The sequence below is a fragment of the Shewanella sp. NKUCC05_KAH genome, assembly GCF_019345585.1.
In the GTDB taxonomy this organism is placed as follows: Bacteria; Pseudomonadota; Gammaproteobacteria; order Enterobacterales; family Shewanellaceae; genus Shewanella; species Shewanella oncorhynchi.
Genome location: NZ_JAHKQZ010000001.1, coordinates 235,623 through 252,989 on the forward strand (window position 1 = coordinate 235,623; position 17,367 = coordinate 252,989).

The following is a 17,367-nucleotide window of genomic DNA, read 5'->3' on the forward strand; positions in this document are numbered from 1 at the left end:
TAGGAGTTCCACATGGAGATGTTATCCGGCGCCAGCATGATAGTGCGTTCTTTGATTGATGAAGGCGTAAAGCACATTTTTGGCTATCCTGGCGGTTCAGTTTTAGATATCTACGACGCCCTGCACGTTATCCCAGGTATTGAACACATACTCGTTCGCCACGAACAAGCTGCCGTACACATGGCCGATGGCTACGCCCGTGCCACGGGTAAAGTGGGTGTGGTATTAGTCACCTCAGGACCCGGTGCCACCAACGCGATTACCGGTATTGCCACCGCCTACATGGACTCTATTCCCCTCGTGGTATTATCGGGTCAAGTACCGAGCAACCTTATCGGTAATGATGCTTTCCAAGAATGCGATATGATCGGTATCTCTCGTCCCGTGGTCAAACACAGCTTTTTAGTTAAAGATCCCACTCAAATCCCTGAAACGATAAAAAAAGCCTTTTATATTGCCTCTACCGGCCGTCCTGGGCCTGTGGTCGTCGACCTGCCAAAAGATTGCTTAAACCCAGCGCTGCTGCACGAATATATTTATCCCGAAAGCGTGAAAATGCGCTCATACAACCCGACAACCTCGGGGCATAAAGGACAGATCCGTCGTGGACTACAGGCACTATTAGCGGCTAAAAAGCCTGTGCTCTATGTCGGTGGCGGCGCCATTATCTCGGGTTGTGATAAGCAAATTTTACAATTAGCGGAGAGACTGAATATTCCCGTCGTCAGCACACTTATGGGACTCGGGGCTTTTCCAAGTACCCACAAAAACAGCCTAGGCATGCTAGGGATGCACGGTCGCTACGAAGCTAACATGACGATGCATAACTGCGATTTAATCTTCGGTATTGGTGTGCGCTTCGACGATAGAACCACCAATAATGTGGAAAAATATTGCCCGAACGCGACCATTTTGCACATAGATATCGACCCATCTTCCATCTCTAAAACCGTGCGAGTCGATATCCCTATCGTGGGTTCGGCCGACAGTATTTTAGACAGTATGTTGGCACTGTTGGATGAGTCTAACGAACATAATGACAGCGATGCCATTGCCACTTGGTGGAACGATATTGAACAATGGCGCAGCCGCGATTGTCTGGCCTATGACAAAAGCAGCGGCCGCATTAAGCCACAGCAAGTGATTGAAACCTTGTACAAACTGACTAATGGCGATGCCTATGTTGCCTCTGATGTGGGCCAGCACCAAATGTTTGCCGCCTTGTACTATCCGTTCGATAAACCGCGCCGCTGGATCAACTCAGGTGGCTTAGGGACTATGGGGTTTGGCCTGCCCGCCGCAATGGGGGTTAAAATGGCGATGCCGGATGCCACCGTTGTGTGCGTCACGGGTGATGGTTCTATCCAGATGAACATTCAAGAGCTTTCGACCGCACTGCAATATGATACGCCAGTAAAAATCATCAACTTAAACAATCGTTTCCTTGGTATGGTTAAACAATGGCAGGACATGATTTACTCTGGCCGTCACTCACATTCCTATATGGATTCAGTGCCAAATTTTGCCAAAATTGCCGAGGCCTATGGCCATGTAGGTATGACGATAAGCGATCCCGCCGAGCTTGAGTCAAAAATGGCTGAAGCGCTGGCGATGAAAGATAGATTGGTCTTTATCGACATCATGGTGGACGAAACTGAGCACGTTTACCCCATGTTGATCCGCGGTGGTGCGATGAATGAAATGTGGCTGACTAAGACGGAGAAATGCTAATGCGTCGAATTATATCTGTATTATTAGAAAACCAATCCGGCGCCCTGTCTCGTGTGGTCGGTTTGTTTTCACAGCGCGGTTATAACATTGAAAGTTTAACGGTTGCACCAACGGACGATATCACCCTGTCGCGGCTTAACATCACAGTCGTTGCCGATGAAATGGTGTTAGAGCAGATAGAGAAGCAGCTGCACAAGTTAATCGATGTGTTAAAAGTATCGAATATTACTGAGTCTGCTTATATTGAACGCGAATTAGCCCTTGTTAAGGTCCGCGCCCAAGGCGAGTTTAGGGAAGAAGTGAAACGTATGGCGGATATTTTCCGCGGTCAGATTGTCGATGTCACCGCCAATTTATATACCATCCAAATGGTGGGAACATCAGAAAAACTCGATGCATTTATCCATGCGCTAGGTGAAGTGACCAAATTGGTCGAAGTCTCTCGCTCAGGCGTAGTCGGTTTGGCTCGCGGTGAAAAAGCCATGAAAGCGTAACGCTCACACATAAATCTCGCGGACATTTTCGCATAAGCACAAAAACATCAAGGGGAGCATTATGCTCCCCTTGTTTTTAGGCGGTTATCACAGGGTCAATTATGACTGACTGTCTAACAAGCGCGATGAGGTGATCTCAATTTTGCGTGGTTTCAATGCTTCAGGAATTTCACGCACTAAATCAATATTGAGTAACCCATTTTCTAAACTTGCACCGAGCACAGTGACATAGTCTGCCAGCTGGAAAGTACGCTCAAAACCGCGTTCAGCTATGCCTTGATACAGGTATTTACGCTCGGTTTGGCTTTCGGCTTTATTGCCTTTCACCAGTAATTTTTCACCTTCACTGCTGATCTCAAGTTCATCCATAGAGAATCCGGCTACGGCCATAGTAATGCGATAGCGATTTTCGCCTAATAATTCAATGTTATATGGGGGATAGCCAGTATTGCCATTATTAGCGGCGGCATGTTCTGCCAGCTGAGCTAAACGGTCAAAACCAATGGCACTACGGTACAGGGGAGCTAGATCATAATTACGCATATTCATATCCTTGTCTTAAGCAATATGGAGAATTGGCGGACGGTTTTCACGATGAAAACGCTTGTAGAGTCTGCCGAGTTAAATCTTCTGTCCTTACGGCACAGAATTCACACTAGGATCCTCATCGAGCGATCCTGAAACAGATATAAGGATGGGAGAGAGAATTTCAAGCAAGAAAATTAAAAAATGTGCAAAATTTTAAAAGATCAATAAAAACAAACACTAAATTAGCTTAAAAAGGGTGAATCGAGACGGGATTGAAATAGAGGCATTATCGTCATTAGGTAATGGCAATCTATATTCACTAAATTGCAGCCAATAAAAAAGGAGCCTAGGCTCCTTTTTCAGTCTTAGCATCGAATTAACGAGTGCGTGGACACAGTTCTTCAGCGCTGAAGAAGTAAGCAATTTCACGAGCTGCAGATTCAACAGCATCTGAACCGTGAGCCGCGTTTTCGTCAATGCTTTCTGCGAAATCAGCACGGATAGTACCAGGAGCTGCTTGAGCAGGATTAGTTGCACCTAAAATTTCACGGTGAGCTAAAACAGCGTTTTCGCCTTCTAATACTTGGACCATGATAGGACCAGAAGTCATGAATGCAACCAGAGCACCGAAGAAGCCGCGCTCGCTATGCTCAGCATAGAAACCTTCAGCTTGTTCTTTGGTCAGGTGTAACATTTTTGATGCAACGATCTTAAGACCAGCAGTTTCAAAACGATTGTAGATAGCACCGATGTGGTTTTTTGCAACAGCATCTGGCTTGATAATAGAAAATGTGCGTTCGATCGCCATAACTAGCTTCCTTTGTCAGCAAGTTTAAAAAATTCGCGCGGATTATACGAAATTTAAAAGCTAAATCCTATCTTTATAGCAAATTAGTCTGAGATATTGCGCACATTCGCTTTATTCGTAATCAGTTTGATCACACAAAATACCCCACTAGGATAATAAAACCTTAGCAGGGCATGTTAACTTATTAATAATGGGATTATTTTTTGTTTTTTGCCCAAATACCAGCCCATGCAATTAAAGCGACTAAAATGACTGCGGGAGCAAGATCTAACAAGTGGTGGAATAAACCAACACCGCCATGACCTGGATGAGCCCAAGCCATTGAAGGGACAAGCATACATAACAATACAAGCAAAAGTTTCATGTGAACATCCTTGCAGTTGCGATAATAAAGTTAAGCCATATAAATGCCTTAACCAATATACAACAAATTACGATATCCACTGAAAATGAACTTGACTGTGATCAAACTCTCGCTAAATATTCTCTGCGCCACTGCAAATACGTGAGGTAAATCACCTTAGTTAATCTTCTGAAGGACAAGATGCCTCACATAAAAAGCCGTACTACAACTGTGCTCACTACTTTTCATCAATCCAACACTGCTGAATTGCTTCCAGTATTTTTTCATTGCAATGCTTAGGATCATCAGCAAAATCATTCAAAGCTAACACCCACTCATACAGTTGGGTGAAATGCAGTTGAGTAGGATTAACCTCTGGGTGTGCTTCGAGTAATTCCAACGCAATATCTAACGAATCTATCCAAGTTAATGTCATCGTTTTCCCCTATTCGGTTCGCTTGAATGGGTAAGCTAGTACTTAACGCCGTTACCCATAAGGAGGTGAATCAAGTGTTGATATTCCGTAGTCAATACTCGACACCAAGGGTGTTAACCCTGTGCTTGCGTCACCTTTTTTACTTTAATCGCATTTTTTTCAACAAAATCAATAATAGCACCCGCCACATCTTTCGTGGTGGCACCTTCAATCCCTTCAAGTCCAGGTGAAGAGTTCACTTCCATGATCACTGGACCATGGTTTGAGCGTAACAAATCAACCCCTGCCACATTCAATCCCATCGTCTTCGCCGCACGAATAGCCACAGAGCGCTCTTCAGGAGTTAGTTTGACTAGACTCGCCGTGCCACCACGGTGCAAATTAGAGCGGAACTCACCGGGCATAGCTTGACGTTTCATGGCGGCAATCACTTTATCGCCGAGCACGAAACAGCGAATGTCTGCGCCGTTGGCTTCTTTGATATATTCCTGCACCATGATGTTGGCTTTCAGGCCCATAAAGGCTTCAATCACGCTCTCAGCCGCTTTGCGGGTCTCGGCTAATACCACGCCAATGCCTTGGGTGCCTTCGAGTAATTTAATCACCAGAGGCGCGCCACCCACCATATCAATTAAGTCAGGAATATCACTCGGTTTATTGGCAAAACCGGTAATAGGCAAACCAATACCGCGGCGTGACATCAACTGCATAGAACGCAATTTGTCCCGTGAGCGGGAAATTCCAACTGAATCATTTAAGGCATAAACGCCCATCATCTCAAATTGGCGCAACACCGCCGAACCATAAAAGGTAATCGACGCCCCAATACGGGGGATCACGGCATCAAATGCAGGTAACTCTCGCCCGCCAATGTGGATACTCGATTGCCGCATGTTGATATTCATATAACATTCAAGGGGATTGATTACGTGTACTTCATGACCACGTAATTGAGCCGCTTCAACGAGTCGCTTCGTTGAATATAACTCTGGCCCTTGCGATAAAATCGCTATTCTCATTTGGTCTCCGGCAACCATTAATTTTGAGCGCATAATACGCCTGCGCAGGGATAAATCAAACAACTAGAGGCATAGACAAGATTAGTTGCACAAATGCTCAACGCCAAAAGCAAAAAACCAGTCACGTGGACTGGTTTTAATCATTATCGAAGCAATATTAATTGCCTTCGCTAACCATGTTAACCGTGTATTTAGGGATCTCAATCACCATGTCAGTGTCGACCACTTTAGCCTGACAAGATAGACGGCTTTCGGGCTCGAGTCCCCATGCTTTGTCTAACATGTCATCTTCTAGCTCATCACTTGGCTCAAGATCATTAAAGCCTTCACGCACGATACAGTGACACGTCGTGCAAGCACAGGACTTTTCACAGGCATGCTCGATATTGATGCCATTACGCAGCGCAACATCGAGAATGGTCTCACCAACATTCGCCTCAAGCACAGCGCCATCAGGGCACAACTCGGCATGGGGAAGAAAGACTAATTGGGGCATTACATCACCTATATGTTGTCGATCGACTGGCCTTTAAATGCCACTCGAATAGAATTGTCCATACGTCTGGCAGCAAAATCTTGGGTTTGCTCATCCAGTTTTTCAATCGCGAGTTTAATCGCATCGGCATCATCGCCCGTAGCCACTTGGGCCACATTGGCCATAGTAGCATCTATCTGCCCACGCTCATCGGCATTCAGCAAATCACCATCCTTCGCTAACGCGGCATGTAAAGACTCGAGTACCCTCGCCGCCTCCACTTGCTGCTCAGCCAGCATACGACGACCGATATCGTCTTTAGCATACTTCATCGAATCTTTCAGCATAGTGGCAATTTCAGTATCCGATAAACCAAAAGACGGCTTAACTTGAATACTAGACTGCACGCCGGTGGATTTCTCCATCGCCGTCACGCTAAGTAAACCATCAGCATCCACTTGGAATGTCACCCGAATGTGCGCAGCGCCAGCGGCTAACGGCGGAATCCCCTTTAAGGTAAAACGCGCCAGTGAGCGGCAATCAGCGACGAGCTCACGCTCGCCCTGCACCACATGGAATGCCATGGCCGTTTGACCATCTTTAAAGGTGGTAAATTCCTGCGCCCGTGCAACCGGAATCGTGGTATTACGCGATACCACTTTTTCAACTAAGCCGCCCATGGTCTCTATGCCTAATGACAAAGGGATCACATCGAGCAATAACAAATCCGATTCGGGTTTGTTACCCACTAAAATGTCGGCTTGAATAGCCGCACCAATGGCGACAACACGATCGGGATCGATAGATGTCAGCGGTGGTTTACCGAAGAAAGCTTCGACCTGTTCACGCACTAATGGCACGCGCGTTGAACCGCCAACCATCACAGTTTCAAGCACTTCATCCGTCGTCACGCCCGCATCACGCAGGGTACGGCGACAGCTGGCAATCGTCTTTTTCACCAATGCCGCAATCATGGAATCAAATTCAGCTTTAGTAACGATTTGCGTCAGTTCAGTACCATCGGCAAGGATCACTTTTGCTTCAGTTTCTGCTGCATCAGTTAAGGCTTCTTTAACTCGACGCGATTCAATCAGCAACTGACGACTTAATTGTGAGTCGATGTCGCTAAGCTGCCACACTTGCTGCATATGTGCTTGCAGTAAATGATCGAAATCATCGCCGCCAAGCGCTGAATCACCACCAGTGGCAAGCACTTCGAATACACCGCGATTCAAACGCAAAATAGAAATATCAAACGTACCGCCGCCTAAATCATAGATAGCAATCACGCCCTCTTGCTTAGAATCTAAACCATAGGCAATCGCAGCAGCCGTCGGTTCATTCAACAAACGTAGCACTTTAACACCCAGCAAAGCTGCGGCATCTTTTGTGCCTTGGCGCTGAGCATCATCGAAATACGCAGGCACAGTGATCACTACGCCTTGCAGTTCGCCACCTAAGGTTTTTTCAGCGCGGGCGATCAGCGGACGTAAAATCTCCGCAGACACTTGCACGGGATTCACTTGGCCTTGGGGAGTCACAAATAAAGGTAAACCGTTTTCGCTTTCGGCAAACTCATAGGGTAATGATTGCTCGCCAGCTTTAATATCCGCTAGGCTGCGGCCCATAAAACGCTTAACCGAAACGATCGTGTTTTGCGGATCCTGCGCCGAACTCAACGCTGCAAGCGCGCCGACTTCGACTGAATCTTGGGTATAACGCACGATAGAAGGTAATGAATGCTGTCCAAGTTCGTCCGGCAGGGTTGCCGTCTCTCCACTTCGAACGGCCGCCACCAAAGAATTGGTCGTACCTAAATCGATGCCAACGGCAAGTCTATGTTGGTGCGGCGCGGCACTTTGACCGGGCTCAGCTATCTGCAAAAGGGCCATATATATCCAACTTAGTAATGCCAACTCAAGCGTACTTGAGTCAGCAAAGTAACATAAACACGGAAAATCAATCTAACAGAGCGTCTTCGACTCTGGTCAACTCGTCGTGTAATTTTGCCATAAATTTGAGTTTGCGAACTTGATCTGCCGCTAACAATGCATCTTCAGCCTGCTCACTGGTTAACAGTTGAGTCAATTGCTGAGTGAGTTGCGCGCGGTACTGCGCAAACGATTGATATAGCTCGTCAATACTCGCTTGAGGATCGGCACTATCGCGTATATCTTCTAACGCCTCGCGCCATTCCATTTGCTGCATCAAGAAGCCAGTATCTTTCACTGTCGTGGTTTCATGGCTTAATTCAATACCACGCAGCGATAACATATGCTCGGCGCGGCGAATGGGATCTTTTAAGGTTTGAAAACCATCATTGACTTGCGCCGTGCGCTGCACCGACAGCAATTTTTGCTGATCAGTATCATTGGCAAATTTATCGGGATGAACCGCCCGTTGCAGTTCGCGATAGCGTTCTGCAAGTAAGGCGGTATCAATATCGAAGGCAGGGGAAAATTTAAACAGCTCGAAATAATTCATGCGTCAACTTTAGCGGTTAAACAGTGAAACTCTCACCACAACCACACTCACCTTTTGCGTTAGGATTATTAAATTGGAAGCCTTCATTCAGCCCTTCTTTAACAAAATCCAGCTCGATCCCTTGAAGATAGATAAGGCTCTTGGCATCTATGATGATTTTCACATCTTCGATATCAAACACTTCATCGTCATCATTTAAAGAATCAACGAACTCAAGTACATAAGCCATACCAGAACAGCCTGATGTTCTTAAGCCGAGACGCAGGCCTACACCTTTGCCTCGGTTGACTAAGAAAGATCTGACACGATCGGCTGCCGCTGGGGTCATTGTAATCGCCATCTTAACTCCAGATGTTACTTAGCTTGTTTCGATTTGTACTCGTCGATAGCAGCTTTAATGGCATCTTCAGCCAAAATTGAACAGTGGATCTTCACTGGTGGCAATGCCAATTCTTCAGCGATATCCGTGTTTTTGATCGCCGCAGCTTGTTCGATAGTCTTGCCTTTAACCCACTCAGTTACCAGTGAGCTAGACGCAATCGCGCTACCACAACCGTAGGTTTTGAACTTAGCGTCTTGAATGATGCCATCAGCACCAATTTTCAACTGAAGTTTCATCACGTCACCGCAAGCAGGCGCGCCTACCATACCGGTCACGACCGAAGGATCGTTTTTATCGAAAGAACCAACGTTACGTGGATTCTCATAATGATCTATCACTTTTTCACTGTAAGCCATGGTACTGCTCCAAAATTATCTATTGTAAAGGTCAGAATTAATGATGTGCCCACTGAACTTGGTTCAGGTCGATCCCATCTTTAAACATTTCCCACAAAGGAGACATTTCTCTTAATTTATCAATAGATTGAGTAATAACTTCGATAGCGTGATCGATTTCTTCTTCGGTTGTGAAACGGCCGATTGAGAAACGAATTGAGCTATGTGCCATTTCATCATTTAAGCCAAGTGCACGTAATACGTAACTAGGCTCTAGGCTGGCTGAAGTACAAGCCGAACCCGATGAAACCGCTAAATCTTTCAGTGCCATCATTAACGACTCGCCTTCAACATAGTTGAAGCTGACGTTGAGGCTACCGCTAACACGGTCAATCGCATCACCATTGATATAGGTTTCTTCAATGTGCTTGATGCCATTCCATAATTTGTCACGTAATGCACCGATACGAGCGTCATCAGAGGCCATTTCCGCTTTTGCGATTGCAGCAGCTTCACCTAAACCTACGATTTGATGCGTTGGTAACGTACCGCTACGCATACCACGCTCATGACCACCACCGTGCATTTGCGCTTCTAAGCGAATGCGTGGCTTACGACGAACATATAGTGCGCCGATACCTTTAGGGCCATACATTTTGTGGCCAGAAATAGAGATCAAATCCACTTTAGTGGCTTGCACATCGATAGGCACTTTGCCTGCACTTTGTGCCGCATCCATGTGGAAAATAATGCCCTTTGAACGGCATAGCTCACCGATTGCATCGATATCGTGGATAACACCGATTTCGTTGTTCACGTGCATAATGCTGACAAGGATAGTATCGTCACGCATCGCTGCTTCTAAACGTTCCATCGGAATGATGCCGTTAGCCGCAGGCTCTAAGTAAGTCACTTCGAAACCTTCACGCTCTAATTGGCGACAAGTATCGAGAACCGCTTTATGTTCAGTCTTACTGGTGATGATGTGCTTGCCTTTCTTGTGATAGAAATGAGCAACACCTTTTATCGCTAAGTTGTTCGATTCCGTCGCGCCAGAGGTAAACACAATTTCGCGGTGATCGGCGTTAATTAACTCGGCAACTTGGTTGCGAGCAATATCCACCGCTTCTTCGGCTTGCCAGCCGTAGCGGTGTGAACGTGAGGCCGGATTACCAAAGATGCCGTCCATTGTCATGCATTGGAACATCTTTTCCGCGACTCTAGGATCAACAGGCGTGGTGGCGGCATAATCTAAATAGATAGGAAGCTTCATAACACACTCCGTACTGAGCAGTCTCTGGTAGAGGCTACATACAACGTACAAAAATTATTTTTATATATAACAAAGTGCCACTATAAACTGACTCTTTGTTCCTTTTGCATAGTGTCTTGCTTAAGTGAGATAAATTGCACATCTCGCTTCTGCATCAAGCCAGCAAGACTGATACCATCTAAAAAATCGGAAATTTGTTTGCTTAAATCGCCCCAAAGTGAATGGGTTAAGCAGCGAGTTCCACTCTGACAATTGCCAAGTCCTTGGCAACGAGTCGCATCGACAGACTCGTCTACAGCATGGACAACCATGCCGACTGAAATATCATTGGCTTCTAGGCCTAAGCGATAACCACCGCCCGGTCCACGTACACTTGCAACTAAACCGTGTTTTCTTAGCTTAGCGAAGAGTTGTTCCAGATAGGAAAGCGAAATCCCTTGTCTTTCAGAGATATCCGCTAAGGGAACTGGTCCCGATGCTGAGTGGATTGCCACATCTAGCATAGCGGTTACTGCATAACGACCTTTTGATGTAAGTTTCATAACTACCATAGCTCCCGAACAGGTATGCATTATTTCAACATACCCGAGTAATTCAGTCAAGTATTAAAACCTACTAAAACACTCAAGTATATGAGTGTGCACATAACCAATACCCTTTCATCTTGGTGGGGTATTTAACCTTTTTCTAGCCTAAGATTCAATGCTAAAGCGCCAATTAATCGACAACTAGCACGATATAAACGCAGGATAAAAGTGATCTCGGTACTATGGCGCGATCAAACTCAGGTTTGATCGCAATATGCGCCTTTACAACAGGATGAGCTAAAGTAAAACGCTAAACGAGACCCTTGTGAGGGTCAACCCTTAAGCAAGTTAGACCACTAAGTTAAATCATTTCGTTGAACCATTTCTTGAAACTTAGATACTCGGATCAAACTCATCTAATGCACTATGGCGTTTTTCCGCTGCCGCTTTTTCTGCATCATTAAACTCGCCCATATCCAGCTCTGGCAGTTTTTCAGTGCAGACATTGCCACCCAGCCCTTGAATGGCTTGACACAACTCTTGAACTTTCGAGTCCATCAAATGCATGTGATCGAGCATCTGCCCTATTGCATTGGCCACCGGATCGGGATTATCCGGTGATACCGCGTACGCATCGAAGCCATATTTTTTTGCCATCGCGCTGCGGCGTTCAGTTTTCTCTTTCGATTGCGGTGACGGTGTAGCCACCACGCGCCCAGGAATCCCCACAACCGTGGTATCTTTGGGCACATCTTTCACCACAACAGAATTCGAACCCACACGCGCACCATCGTGCATGGTAATAGGACCGAGGATTTTTGCCCCTGCGCCCACCACCACGTTATTGGCTAACGTCGGGTGACGTTTCCCCGCCTGCCAGGTGGTTCCACCAAGCGTGACACCGTGATAAAGGGTGCAATCATCACCAATCTCAGCCGTTTCACCTATCACAACGCCCATACCGTGGTCGATAAAAAATCGATGACCTATGGTTGCACCAGGATGGATTTCAACCCCTGTCAACCAACGGGAAAACGTCGATAAACAACGTGCCGTTAAGCGCCAATCGCGCTTCCATAGCTTATGGCTTATCCGATGCAACCAAATGGCATGCATGCCTGGATAGTTAACCAAGATCTCAAACGCGCTACGCGCCGCAGGATCACGGTGATATATAGATTCAATATCTTCTTTTAGCCTAGCTATCACGCCCATTGTTTATCCTTCGCGATTAGTGTTAATTATTAAGGTTTGGCTATTTTTCTTTAGAACCCGCCACTTTCTCAATTGACGTCAAAATGCCCCTGAGGATATTCATTTCCTGACTCTCAATCCGTGCACGACTAAACAAGCGGCGAAGTTTCATCATCACTTGTCCAGGATGGTTCTTGATGATAAATCCAGTTGATAACAGTGTCGTTTCAAGGTGTGCGAAAAAACGTTCCTGATCGGCAGCCAAGGGATACTCAGTCAGCTCTTCTTCGGCAACGTCTTTTTGCGCGAGATGGGCAACGCGGGTTTCATAACAAATGATTTGTACGGCTTGCGCCAGATTAAGCGAGCTGTACTCTGGATTTGCAGGGATAGCCACATGATAAGTGCACTGTTGCAGCTCTTCATTGCTTAAACCATGGTTTTCACGGCCAAACACAATCGCAACAGGGCCTTTAAGTGCCTCGGTCGCTAATTTCACCCCAGCTTGTCTTGGCTCTAACATGGGCCAATCTAAAGTGCGACTGCGCGCGCTGGTTGCAATCACTAGACTGCAATCGGCAATCGCTTCAGCAAGTGAATCCACTTTCACAAGATGTTTCAGAATATCCGATGCACCCGCGGCTAATGCTATGGAATGACCGTCGGGTTCAACCCGGGGCTCTGCAAGATACAGAGTAGACAGACCCATAGTCTTCATCGCTCTGGCAGTAGAACCAATATTGCCGGGGTGCGAAGTCCCCACTAAAACCACTCGAATATTACTTAGCATGAAACAACTTAATTTAATTCATGAAACGTTGGGGACGAATATTATCACAGCCATTGCCGAATGCTTATATGAAAATCGGTATTTGATATAACTATCAAATCGAGTATAATACCGCCCGCTATTTTAACGTTCTTTAACATCCAGGGGATTGCAATGCATCCGATGCTGACGATTGCTGTACGCGCTGCCCGCGCGGCCGGCCAAACTATTATGCGCGCCTATACTGAACTTGACCGTATCGAAGTCAGTTCAAAAGGTATCAACGATTTTGTTACCAGTGTAGACAAGGAAGCAGAAGCGACAATTACTTACCAAATTCGTAAATCTTACCCTGATCACACTATCGTGGGTGAAGAGAAAGGCGAAAACCGCGGTGAGAATAAAGACTATGTTTGGATAGTCGACCCTCTGGATGGCACTAACAACTTTGTTAGAGGCATTCCCCACTTCGCGGTTTCTATCGCTCTGCAATACAAAGGCAAGACTGAAGTTGCCGTTGTTTACGATCCTGTCCGTGAAGAACTCTTTACCGCAGTACGTGGTAAAGGCGCCAAACTCAATGATTTCCGTCTGCGTGTTACCAACGTGAATGAATTAGCACCTACTATGATTGGTACTGGCTTCCCATTCAAGGCGCGTCAACACACTGAAACTTACATGGCTATTTTCGGCGAAGTCTTCGGCCAATGTGCTGACTTACGTCGCGCAGGTTCTGCCGCATTAGATTTAGCCTATGTTGCCGCGGGTCGTTTGGACGGTTTCTTTGAAATCGGCTTAAAGCCATGGGATATCGCTGCTGGCGATCTGATTTGCCGCGAAGCGGGTGGTACTGTGACTGATTTTACTGGCAACCATAACTATTTGGTTTCGGGTAACATCGTTGCTGGCTCACCTAAGGTGACCACAGAATTAGTGAAGATCATGCGTCCATTATTGAACGAAGGCTTAAAACGTTAATCGAGATTAACGCTTAGCTTTAAATAAACGCATAAAACAGATACAAAAAAGGCCAGTGGTAATCTCTTTAAGAGCGCCCACTGGCCTTTTTGTTTATGGGGTTTCATTCTAAAGCCTTAAGTACTCGAGTCATCAAGTCCTCAGTCGCCACAATATCGTATTTAGAAATAGTATAGTAATTAAGCAATAGTCATTGGGAAGAAAGGAGTGTCCTGAAAACATCTACACTGATTTCAGCCCAAATCGGCTAACATGACGAACAGCCGCTTATCCAGTTATCTACCCGCTAACGCTTGTGCTGGTGCAATTTGGCTCGCCTTCCAAGCGGGATACAAAGTCGCGATTAAACTCATCACAAACGCCATCACAATCACCAGTACCGCATCCGAAACATGCAATTCAGACGGTAAAAAATCGACAAAGTAAACATCGGCCGAGAGCAGTTGAATACCGAGTAACTGCTCAACTGAGCTCGCAATCGCACTTAAATTCAGCGCCACACTAATGCCGATAATGCCGCCAAGACCACAGCCAAGCAGACCGTTTAACGCACCCTGCACCATGAAAATCCCCATCACAGCCAAACGACTCAGGCCCATGGTCATCAAAATCGCAATTTCGGACGCTTTATCCCGCACCGCCATGACTAAGGTGGAGACGATGTTAAAGCAGGCCACACCAATCACCAACACTAGAACTAAATACATCACAGTACGAACTAACTGAATATCTTGATATAAATGCCCTTGGGTACGGGTCCAGTCACTGATATATACAGACTGCTTTTGCGCATAACCGAGTTCGCGCACTTTTACTGGTGCATCAAACACTTTATCGACGCTAATACGCACACCCGTTACACCGTTATTCATGTTCAAGATCTGCGCCGCGTATTGCAATGGAATATAAGCGGTTGTCAGTTCAAGCTCGCCGCCCAGATGATAGGTGCCTGACACCACAAAACGATGGCTCTTCGCAGCACGTAAACTACCTGCCGCGTCTGGATCGATATCCTGCACATATAAGGCCAGCGTATCACCCACCTCAAGCCCCAACTTAGTCAATAAACTCTCGCCAAGGACGATATGATTCTCATCTTGGCTCAAACTCTGCCAGCTTGCATCACTCATAAACTGTGACAAAGTTGAAACCTTCGTTTCTTCTTTCGGATCAATACCCACCACGGCTAAGCCTTGAAAACCACCAGGCTTCTGCACTAAACCTTGCATGCGAATAAAGGGGGCTGCACCACGAATACCTTCAATTTGTAGCGCACCTTGCGCAACACTCTGCCAATTGACGATAGGTTCGTCCACCCCGACAACGTCCGCCTGCGGCACTACACCCAGTAATCTTTGCTCTAGCTCGCGCTCAAAACCATTCATTGCAGACAGAACTATGATCAATACCGCCACACCTAAAGCGATACCGGCAGTCGATGCAAAGGAAATAAAACTAATAAAACTGTTGGATTGGCGGGCGCGATAAAAACGCCAACCAATGGATAGGGCTAACGGTCCTTTCATACTTGGGTTTCCGCCGCTAATTGCAAGTAACCGTTTTTCATCATCAGTTGGCGGTCCATACGGGCAGCCAATTTATGATCATGAGTAACCACCACAAACGCCGTACCTAACTGATCGGCCAGCTCGCGGATCAACTCATAAACCGCATCGCCACTGTTAGCATCTAAATTACCCGTAGGTTCATCGGCCAGCACTAACTTAGGTTTATTAATCAACGCCCTTGCGATAGCGACACGCTGACGCTCGCCGCCCGATAGTTCGGCGGGAATGTGGGTCATGCGATGGCCTAGCCCTACCCGCTCCAATAAGGTTTTGGCATCGGCGAGCGCTTGTTTACGATCTTTACCTTGAATAAATGCCGGCATAGCGACGTTTTCTAGCGCAGTGAATTCAGGCAATAAATGATGGAATTGATAGATAAAGCCGAGATCTTGATTGCGGATCTGCGCTTGACGCGCACTAGACACTTGGTATAAATCTTCGCCTAGCAACAAAACTTTGCCCGCGGTTGGCTCATCCAAAGTCCCCATAATATGCAGCAGCGTACTCTTACCTGAGCCTGAACTGCCGACAATCGCCAACTGCTCGCCCTTGAACACCTGCAAATCGACATTAGACAACACTTGCGTGGTCACGGCGCCATCATGGTAACTTTTACTGACACTCTGCACTTGCAGTAACACGTCTTGCATTGAAGTTCTCTCTTAAACATGCTTTGGCATCAATTTATTTCATTAAATCAATGCATTAAATTATTTTCATCTTGGCAAACCATCACTCACGGATGAATGCCCATGGGTGACGACTATTCATAAAAGCTCACGGGTTTACTCGTATCTCAGCGCAGTTGCGGGTTGCACACTGGCCGCACGCAGCGCGGGATATAAGGTCGCCAACAAGGTGACCAATAGTGTGCCTATCACGATCACTGACAACTGCATCAACTCCAGTTTTACTGGTAAACTCTGTCCCGCACCTAAAATCGAAATGCCTAATGTCGTCATAATGCCATTCAGATTCAAAGTGATAAGTATACCTACCGCGAGCCCAAGCACTAAACCAAGTACTGCATTGAGCGAACCCTGCACCACAAAAATGCCCATCACGGCGGGCGTGGTTACGCCTTGGGTTTTTAGCACTGCCACATCCGTGGTTTTATCGACCACCATCATCACCAGCGCCGAGACGATATTGAATGCGGCCACGGCCACAATCAGGCTCAGCATCAGTGACATCATGTTCTTTTCCATTTTTACCGCACCAAACAAGTGACCATAGGTATCACGCCAATCGCTGGTTGTTACCTTAATATCTTGTTTAGCGAGAACATCCTGCACTTTAGACGCTAAAGCGGGCGCGCTAAAGGGATCGGTTAAATAGAGTCTAAGCTGATCAATAGCCTCACTCGGTTGGCGCATCAAACGCTTTGCATCTTGATAATGGATATATGCAACGCCAGCATCAACCTGAGAGCCCATTTCAAAAATGCCAGATACCAAGAACTTACGTTGACTCGGCACTGGGCCTAATGGGGAGTACACCACACCATCGCCACTCAATAATCGTACCGTATCACCGGGAGCGACTTTGAGTTGCCGTGCGAGCTCAGATCCTAAAATCACCTTGAAGTCGCCACTCGCCAACTGTTCAAATGCACCTGAGTAAGTGTGCTGCGCAACGGAGGATAACTTTTGCGCTAATTCGGGAAACACCCCATAAACCTGCACAGCGCGAATATTCGACGCAGATTGCACCATGGCCTGCGTCGACACGCTCGGTGTAACGCCTAACACACCCGGTAAGGCTTTAAGCGCACTCGCCTGCTCAGTCCAATCGACTAACGGCGCTTCGCTATAAATAGTTAATTGCGGTACTGCACCTAAGATACGTTGCTTAAGTTGGCCTTCAAGGCCATTCATCACTGAGCTGACAACGATCAGGGCTGCAACGCCTAAAAAAATGCCCGACACGGCAAATAAGGTAATGAACGACGCGAACGCGTTCGCTTTTTTGGCCCGCCAATAACGGTAACCAATATAGAAAGGGAATCCTGGATTCATTGAAA

Annotated in this window: 20 protein-coding genes; 3 read left to right on the plus strand and 17 right to left on the minus strand. The window is 46.6% G+C overall.

The window, feature by feature from the left end; all coding sequences use genetic code 11:
* Window positions 1-12: 12 nt before the first annotated feature.
* Both KO533_RS01025 and ilvN read left to right on the plus strand, forming a co-directional pair.
* On the plus strand, window positions 13-1,731 hold the full coding sequence (locus tag KO533_RS01025; protein WP_219252494.1) for an acetolactate synthase 3 large subunit: 1,719 nt from the start codon (window positions 13-15) through the stop codon (window positions 1,729-1,731).
* Window positions 1,731-2,225 (plus strand): acetolactate synthase small subunit, encoded by a 495-nt coding sequence (gene ilvN, locus KO533_RS01030; RefSeq protein ID WP_106650658.1) that lies wholly within the window; start codon window positions 1,731-1,733, stop codon window positions 2,223-2,225. The genes KO533_RS01025 and ilvN overlap by 1 nt, the downstream gene beginning before the upstream one ends.
* 99 nt (window positions 2,226-2,324) lie before the next feature.
* Here ilvN and KO533_RS01035 read toward each other — a convergent pair whose 3' ends face one another.
* The 14 genes from KO533_RS01035 to trmJ form a co-directional block, all read right to left on the minus strand.
* The gene (locus tag KO533_RS01035; RefSeq protein WP_219252495.1) at window positions 2,325-2,768 is read right to left on the minus strand and encodes an Hsp20 family protein; all 444 of its coding nucleotides are present in this window, start codon (window positions 2,766-2,768) and stop codon (window positions 2,325-2,327) included.
* 361 nt (window positions 2,769-3,129) lie between these two features.
* Complete coding sequence (ndk, locus tag KO533_RS01040) at window positions 3,130-3,561, minus strand: nucleoside-diphosphate kinase (protein ID WP_006081848.1); 432 nt, start codon at window positions 3,559-3,561, stop codon at window positions 3,130-3,132.
* Between the two features lie 196 nt (window positions 3,562-3,757).
* A complete protein-coding gene (locus tag KO533_RS01045) occupies window positions 3,758-3,925 on the minus strand; it encodes a hypothetical protein (protein WP_081729028.1) in 168 nt (55 codons plus the stop codon).
* 217 nt (window positions 3,926-4,142) lie between these two features.
* Window positions 4,143-4,340 (minus strand): Fe-S cluster assembly protein IscX, encoded by a 198-nt coding sequence (iscX, locus tag KO533_RS01050; protein WP_028759821.1) that lies wholly within the window; start codon window positions 4,338-4,340, stop codon window positions 4,143-4,145.
* Between the two features lie 113 nt (window positions 4,341-4,453).
* On the minus strand, window positions 4,454-5,359 hold the full coding sequence (rimK, locus tag KO533_RS01055; protein ID WP_006081851.1) for a 30S ribosomal protein S6--L-glutamate ligase: 906 nt from the start codon (window positions 5,357-5,359) through the stop codon (window positions 4,454-4,456).
* Window positions 5,360-5,516: 157 nt separating this feature from the next.
* Window positions 5,517-5,855 (minus strand): ISC system 2Fe-2S type ferredoxin, encoded by a 339-nt coding sequence (gene fdx, locus KO533_RS01060; protein ID WP_006081852.1) that lies wholly within the window; start codon window positions 5,853-5,855, stop codon window positions 5,517-5,519.
* An 8-nt stretch (window positions 5,856-5,863) separates the two neighbouring features.
* A complete protein-coding gene (hscA, locus tag KO533_RS01065) occupies window positions 5,864-7,726 on the minus strand; it encodes a Fe-S protein assembly chaperone HscA (protein WP_219252496.1) in 1,863 nt (620 codons plus the stop codon).
* Window positions 7,727-7,793: 67 nt separating this feature from the next.
* Window positions 7,794-8,318, minus strand: a complete 525-nt coding sequence (hscB, locus tag KO533_RS01070; protein WP_113940596.1) for a co-chaperone HscB — start codon at window positions 8,316-8,318, stop codon at window positions 7,794-7,796.
* A 16-nt stretch (window positions 8,319-8,334) separates the two neighbouring features.
* The gene (gene iscA, locus KO533_RS01075; RefSeq protein WP_006081855.1) at window positions 8,335-8,658 is read right to left on the minus strand and encodes an iron-sulfur cluster assembly protein IscA; all 324 of its coding nucleotides are present in this window, start codon (window positions 8,656-8,658) and stop codon (window positions 8,335-8,337) included.
* A 14-nt stretch (window positions 8,659-8,672) separates the two neighbouring features.
* Window positions 8,673-9,056: a Fe-S cluster assembly scaffold IscU gene (iscU, locus tag KO533_RS01080; RefSeq protein WP_006081856.1), complete on the minus strand. Its 384-nt coding sequence runs from the start codon at window positions 9,054-9,056 to the stop codon at window positions 8,673-8,675.
* Window positions 9,057-9,093: 37 nt separating this feature from the next.
* Window positions 9,094-10,308, minus strand: coding sequence for an IscS subfamily cysteine desulfurase (locus KO533_RS01085; RefSeq protein ID WP_028759818.1), 1,215 nt, complete (start codon window positions 10,306-10,308; stop codon window positions 9,094-9,096).
* A gap of 80 nt (window positions 10,309-10,388) precedes the next feature.
* Entirely contained in the window at window positions 10,389-10,850 is a 462-nt protein-coding gene (gene iscR / locus KO533_RS01090; protein WP_006081858.1) for a Fe-S cluster assembly transcriptional regulator IscR, read from the minus strand.
* Between the two features lie 378 nt (window positions 10,851-11,228).
* Window positions 11,229-12,050, minus strand: a complete 822-nt coding sequence (gene cysE, locus KO533_RS01095) for a serine O-acetyltransferase (protein WP_028759817.1) — start codon at window positions 12,048-12,050, stop codon at window positions 11,229-11,231.
* 40 nt (window positions 12,051-12,090) lie between these two features.
* Complete coding sequence (gene trmJ, locus KO533_RS01100; protein ID WP_028759816.1) at window positions 12,091-12,819, minus strand: tRNA (cytosine(32)/uridine(32)-2'-O)-methyltransferase TrmJ; 729 nt, start codon at window positions 12,817-12,819, stop codon at window positions 12,091-12,093.
* Between the two features lie 153 nt (window positions 12,820-12,972).
* Between trmJ and suhB the strand changes: the two genes are divergently transcribed.
* A complete protein-coding gene (suhB, locus tag KO533_RS01105) occupies window positions 12,973-13,776 on the plus strand; it encodes an inositol-1-monophosphatase (RefSeq protein WP_028759815.1) in 804 nt (267 codons plus the stop codon).
* A 275-nt stretch (window positions 13,777-14,051) separates the two neighbouring features.
* Here suhB and lolE read toward each other — a convergent pair whose 3' ends face one another.
* The 3 genes from lolE to KO533_RS01120 form a co-directional block, all read right to left on the minus strand.
* Window positions 14,052-15,302: a lipoprotein-releasing ABC transporter permease subunit LolE gene (gene lolE / locus KO533_RS01110; protein ID WP_219252497.1), complete on the minus strand. Its 1,251-nt coding sequence runs from the start codon at window positions 15,300-15,302 to the stop codon at window positions 14,052-14,054.
* Complete coding sequence (gene lolD, locus KO533_RS01115) at window positions 15,299-15,994, minus strand: lipoprotein-releasing ABC transporter ATP-binding protein LolD (protein WP_105252621.1); 696 nt, start codon at window positions 15,992-15,994, stop codon at window positions 15,299-15,301. Before lolD ends, lolE begins: the two co-directional genes overlap by 4 nt.
* Window positions 15,995-16,129: 135 nt before the next feature.
* Complete coding sequence (locus KO533_RS01120; protein ID WP_219252498.1) at window positions 16,130-17,362, minus strand: lipoprotein-releasing ABC transporter permease subunit; 1,233 nt, start codon at window positions 17,360-17,362, stop codon at window positions 16,130-16,132.
* Between the last annotated feature and the right edge of the window lie 5 nt (window positions 17,363-17,367).